The sequence below is a fragment of the Methyloceanibacter sp. genome (assembly GCF_050999895.1).
GTDB lineage: Bacteria > Pseudomonadota > Alphaproteobacteria > Rhizobiales > Methyloligellaceae > Methyloceanibacter.
Genome location: NZ_JBPCOU010000061.1, coordinates 1 through 5,138 on the forward strand (window position 1 = coordinate 1; position 5,138 = coordinate 5,138).

A 5,138-nucleotide genomic window follows, 5' to 3' on the forward strand; every position below is an offset into this window, starting at 1 on the left:
GGGCTGGATCAGCCTCCCCTGGAGCCCTTGAATTTAAGCTCACGAGGGGCAATCTTATCGGACTCGGCTATCCCTAACGATGGAGGAAGGGTTTGGCGGGACTGCATTCCGGTGTGTTTCGTTTCACGATGATCTTGACTTTGATCGGCGGGCTGCTGCTCCCCTCCTCCGCTCGGGCTGAGGGTGGCGACACTCCGCAGCGCGAAAGTGCCAGTTCTCTGGATGCTTTCATTGCCGATCTCAAAGTCCAGGCTCGCCGGGCGGCCCTCGCCGCCGAAACTGCCGGGGTACACAGCGAGGAAGCTCTGTCAGCGCTCAAAAACCGTGTGGCAACCAAGGCTTCCGCTTTTCGCGAGGCGTTAAGCGGTCGGCAATGGAAATGGGAGAGCTTCCGTCACGATTCCGCTCAGATCGAGGCGTGGTCAAGCGCCACGCAGAAATGGTTGCAGGACCTGCAGCGGTCCGCGAAGGCGGCATTTGCGACGTTGGGAGGGCGAACGCAGGCCGAGCACCAATCCACCTGCCCTGAGATTCATGTCTGACCGGGAGAGAGTCCACCATGCACGAACATAATTCACATCAAAGCCACCAATCCGCGCCGAACATTTCCTCTGCGAACGAGGCGCAGGCGAAGCAGGAATGGTCGAACCTCGAGCGCGATCTCAGCGTTCTCGGCCAACAGCTCGCGGAGCTTCGCATGCACACCTCCGCGCTCGGCGAGCATTTCATCAACAATCTGCAAGCCCGCTATCAAGACGTCCAGAACCGGGCGCAGGGTTTCAAGCAAGCCACCGAGCGGCAGCTCGACGAGCTGCGCGATTCGACTTGGCAACAGGCCACCGAAGCGGGCGTCCGCTCGAAGGAAACCGCTCGCCAGATCTGGGAGCGTTCGGAGCCGTTGCGACAAGGCGCGCGCGATGTCGGCGAGGGCTTGGGCCGGGCATGGACGGAATTGCGAGCATCGCTCGGCAAGGCAGCGAGCCGACTGCAGACGGAAGATGAGCGGGCCGCGGCACAGAGCGTGCCGACATCCCCACCCACCCCCGAACAGCGTCACGATACGTTCTAGGTCTCTAGCGACGAACCGACTTTAGGATGCCGCGCACTCAGGCGCCGGGGCTACGACGTTCGCGGCCCCGGCGCTCGCTTGCATGAGCTCGGCGCGGATCAGGCCGCGCACCGAATTGCCGAGATAGATCCGGTCCGCACGCGCCAAGTCATCCAGTGTGATGATGGCTTCGCTGGCCGCCGCCCGCGGCAGATCCAGCAACTCCTCGCGCAAGGTGCCGGGAAGCAGCCCGCAGGTCAGCGCCGGCGTGAAGAGGCGCCCGTCATGCTCCAGGAAGAGCGTGGTGCGGGTGCCCTCGGTCAGCTCGCCCCTCTTGTTGAGAAAAATTACCTCGTCGCACCCGGTCGCCGCCTTCTGCCTCTCCATTTCGCGGTCGTAGAATTGCCGCTGCGTGGTCTTGTGGAAGAAGAGCGGGTCCTTCTCGTCGACGCGCTGATCGGAGATCACGAAGCGCCAAACCGTTCCCTTGGCGGGAAGCTCGATCGGTGTCGATGTGACCGTCAGGACGCCGTCCTCTGCGAGCAGAAGCCGCACCAGGGCCACCGGGCTCGTCACTCTCCCCGCTTCCGCATTGAGGGACGCGAGCAACGCCTCGCGCGAGAACGGGTAGCCGAAATGGATCGCGGAGGATTGCAACCGCGCGAGGTGCCGCTCCAGCAGGTGAAAGCCGGTCTCGCGCTCGAAACGAAGCGTCTCGATCAGCTCGAATGGCGCGTCGATTTTGGTGAGGAAATGCGCTTTGAGCAGGCATTCCTCGAATTCGCTATCCGCCTTGGAATCGGCGACGACTCCCGAGCCGATTCCCATCTCACCCTGCTGCCCGCTTAGGACCACGGTGCGGATGGCCACGTTGAACTGGGCGTCGCCGTTGGGCTCGATATGGCCGATGGCGCCGGTATAGATGCCGCGCGGCGCCGCTTCGAGCTCGCGTATAATTTCCATCGCACGCACCTTTGGTGCACCCGTGACGGAGCCGCACGGGAACAGCGAGCGCAGCATGTCCTTGAGCCCCATGTCGGCGCGAAGCTCCGCCCTGATGCCCGATGTCATCTGATGCACGCTGCGATAGGTCTCGACGGTGAAGAGATCGGTGACCTCGATGGAGCCGATCTTGGCGACACGGCCGAGATCGTTGCGGAGAAGGTCGACGATCATCAAATTTTCAGCGCGCTGCTTCTCGTCGACCGCTAGCCACGTCTTGAGGCGCGCATCCTCGCGCGGCGTGCGGCCACGCGGCGCCGTCCCCTTCATGGGACGCGTCGCCATGCGCTTGCCCTCGCGCCGAAAGAAGAGCTCAGGCGAGAGCGAGAGCACGCCGAGGTCGGGCGTGGCGATCACGGCGCCGTAAGCCACACGCTGCTTGCGCCTGAGCGCGGCGTAGAGCGCGACCGGATCGCCCGCGAAGGCGAAATGATATTTGAGCGTAAGGTTGATCTGATAGACGTCGCCGGCGGCGATGTACTCCAGCACCTTCCCGAAGGCCTGGTCATAGGCTTCGCGCGACCAAGAGAGCCTGAGGTCCGAGATCTGCGCGCGGCCGAGGCCGCCATTGGTCTCAAGCCATGCGCGCGTGCCGGCATCGTCGAGCGGTTGCGGGGCGCCGAACAGTCCGATCCAGAACAGCGGCACATCACCCCGCTCGGGCAGCAAGTCGCGCAGTTTCGGTTCGAGGCAGTAGCCAAGCTCGTAAGAGAAGAAGCCCGCCGCATAAAGTCCACGCGCAAGGCCTGCGGAGATCGCGTCGAGGCCGGCCTCGATCTCCTCCGGCGCATTCGCCACGACGATTTCGACCGGCGCGGTGTAGAGGAGGCTCCGTCCGCCTGGGGTCAGGCTGTCGTCGAGGAGCACGTAAGGCGATATGGTCATGATGTCCGGCCGATCGCGCGACGATAGCCCGGGCATGGGCTCGGTGGCATAGGGGATATGGGTGCGCCCGGTGTCAACATCGAGGTGCGAAAGACCGGTCCGGCGCGGCCCTAAGCCAGGACCAGCATCTCGCCTTTGCCGAGCACGGCCATGTCGCCCATGAAGCGGCGGGCGCGACCGCCAAGGTTAATGCGCAGACCGGTCTGGCTGAGGCCATGCTCCAGGACGCGCAAATAATCGAAATCGAGCACGCCGCAATCGCCAAAGGTCGGCAGCAGCTGCTTGGGCTCTTCCAGGAAGATCAGGCTACCGCGGCGCATGCCGTAGCCGGCAAAGTGCCCCACGCCGCGCTTCAGGATGATGGTGCCGGCGATGACGCGCGCACCGACATAATCGGCCGCATCGCCGCCGACAACGATCAGGCCGCGGCGCATGCGTTCCCCGAGCATGGGACCGGCATTGCCACCGATCACGAGGCGCCCTCCCTGCATGCCGTGGGCTTCGCCGACGAGCATGCCGGCGGCACGCTCCTCCACATCGCCATCAATCTGAAGTTCTCCACCGGCCATGCTCGCGCCTGCGCCCATGCCGGCACTACCTGTCACCGTCATCTGGCCGCCGCGCATGGCGGCGCCGAGATAGGCGCCCGCGTCGCCTTCGACCGCGATCTCCCCCGCGCTCAGACCGTGGCCAATGCGGTCGCAGCGATGGTCGGTTCCGATGAAGCGCATCTTGGAAAGGTCGCCACTCTTGATCTTAAAGAGATCGCCGACGGTCGCCGGCGTGCGGGTCGTGCCGAGGTTCAACGCCTCGATCTCTTTCGGCGCGAGGCCGCTCAGACGCTCGGGCGTGAGGGGCGACAGGTCGAGCCGCTGCTCCGGTCTATGCTTGAGCTCCAGGACGAACGCGCTCACGCGATGATCTCCTTGAGGTGGAAATGATGTGGCCCGAGATTGCCGCCATAGTTGCCCGCGGTGATGTGAGTGATGCCCTGCTCCGAGCCGCCCTCGGCAACGGCGTGCATGCCGGCGCGCATGGCCTTGGCGATGGCTTCGAAGGTCAGGCCATCGATGACGATCTCCATGACCGCCTCGACGTCGAGCGGCAGCTCCGTCTTCACGGCCGCCTTCAATGTCGGGCAGTAGGCATCGTTGGTGGATGCAATCTGCCCTTTATACCTCGAGCCCACCTTGGAGCCGGAGCGCACGATGCCGCCCGGGAACGGCGTGATCACGCCTTCGACCTCGCCGATCGCACGCACCGCGCGCTCGCAGGCGGCGAGCACGGCAGCATGAGACTTACCGAGCACGAGCAGATTGCCGCCGCCGATCGCCTTCTTGGTGAGGCCGGTCTTCTCCTCGACGACAAACTCGCCATCCATGACCGGGATGCGCCAGAACCGGCGACCATTGACGACTTTCGACATCTGCCAGCCATCGCCGAAGAAGCGAAGCGAGGCGCCGAGCTTCAGCGTCTTCTCGCCTTCCAGTCCGGCGAAGCAGGCGGAACCGGGGCTCGTAAGCACGCATTGCCCGACACGATTGCGCAACTGCCGCTGAAGCTTCTCCGTGTCCATGGCGAAGAGGAGCACCGACACGCCGGGGCGGCCGTCGGCCGTCTCGTCGGGGGTCAGGTTGCGCTCGATGCCGGCCTCGGCGCCGCATGCGATCACGGAGGTGGCAAAGCCAGTCATCGTGCGCGTCGCGATCAGCGCCCATTCCAGCGACGGCGCGGTGATGATAATGCGCGTGCCGACCATAGGGAAGGCTTCGGCAAAGGTCTCGACGATCTTGATGCCTTTGATCTTCAGTTCAGACATGGCACTTCCGCAAAGCGGTGCGGGCGACCGGCGATGTCGCTTGGCACACCAAAGCTTGAAACATTCGCCCCATAATACCGGTCGTAGAAATCAACAACGCGGCGCTCGATCTTTTTGTCAAATCTCGGGCTCACGTGATAGGCGCGGCCCCAGACCACGTCTACAACCTCGCCATCGCGGACCACGAGCGCGCCGTCCTTGAAGGCGAGACGGGCCCTGGCAAACATGGCCGACTTGTTCTTCTGCTCAGCATAAACGGCAATATCTGCAACGGCGCCAGGGCCTAGATGGCCGCGGTCACGGAGGCCGAGAAGGCGCGCGGGCCCGGCGCGGGTGATGATGGCAATCTCGAAATAGGAAAGTTCGCGGGCGATGCCGGCAAGG

General features: G+C 64.2%; 6 protein-coding genes. 2 read left to right on the top strand and 4 right to left on the bottom strand.

All coding sequences use genetic code 11. The annotated features are described in order from the left end of the window. The first annotated feature begins 92 nt into the window (after positions 1-92). A complete protein-coding gene (locus tag ACR2J1_RS06625; RefSeq protein ID WP_434018548.1) occupies positions 93-542 on the top strand; it encodes a hypothetical protein in 450 nt (149 codons plus the stop codon). Positions 543-559: 17 nt separating this feature from the next. Then, complete coding sequence (locus ACR2J1_RS06630; RefSeq protein WP_434018549.1) at positions 560-1,069, top strand: hypothetical protein; 510 nt, start codon at positions 560-562, stop codon at positions 1,067-1,069. A 21-nt stretch (positions 1,070-1,090) separates the two neighbouring features. On the opposite strand, the gene pabB is transcribed toward ACR2J1_RS06630, so the two are convergent. The 4 genes from pabB to ACR2J1_RS06650 all read right to left on the bottom strand — a co-directional run. Then, positions 1,091-2,971 (bottom strand): aminodeoxychorismate synthase component I, encoded by a 1,881-nt coding sequence (pabB, locus tag ACR2J1_RS06635; RefSeq protein WP_434018550.1) that lies wholly within the window; start codon positions 2,969-2,971, stop codon positions 1,091-1,093. Between the two features lie 74 nt (positions 2,972-3,045). Then, positions 3,046-3,849 (bottom strand): formylmethanofuran dehydrogenase subunit C, encoded by an 804-nt coding sequence (locus ACR2J1_RS06640; protein ID WP_434018551.1) that lies wholly within the window; start codon positions 3,847-3,849, stop codon positions 3,046-3,048. Beyond that, positions 3,846-4,754 (bottom strand): formylmethanofuran--tetrahydromethanopterin N-formyltransferase, encoded by a 909-nt coding sequence (fhcD, locus tag ACR2J1_RS06645; RefSeq protein ID WP_434018552.1) that lies wholly within the window; start codon positions 4,752-4,754, stop codon positions 3,846-3,848. Before fhcD ends, ACR2J1_RS06640 begins: the two co-directional genes overlap by 4 nt. After that, a partial coding sequence (locus tag ACR2J1_RS06650) for an amidohydrolase family protein (RefSeq protein ID WP_434018553.1) occupies positions 4,742-5,138 on the bottom strand: 397 nt, incomplete at its 5' end. The genes ACR2J1_RS06650 and fhcD, both read right to left, overlap by 13 nt.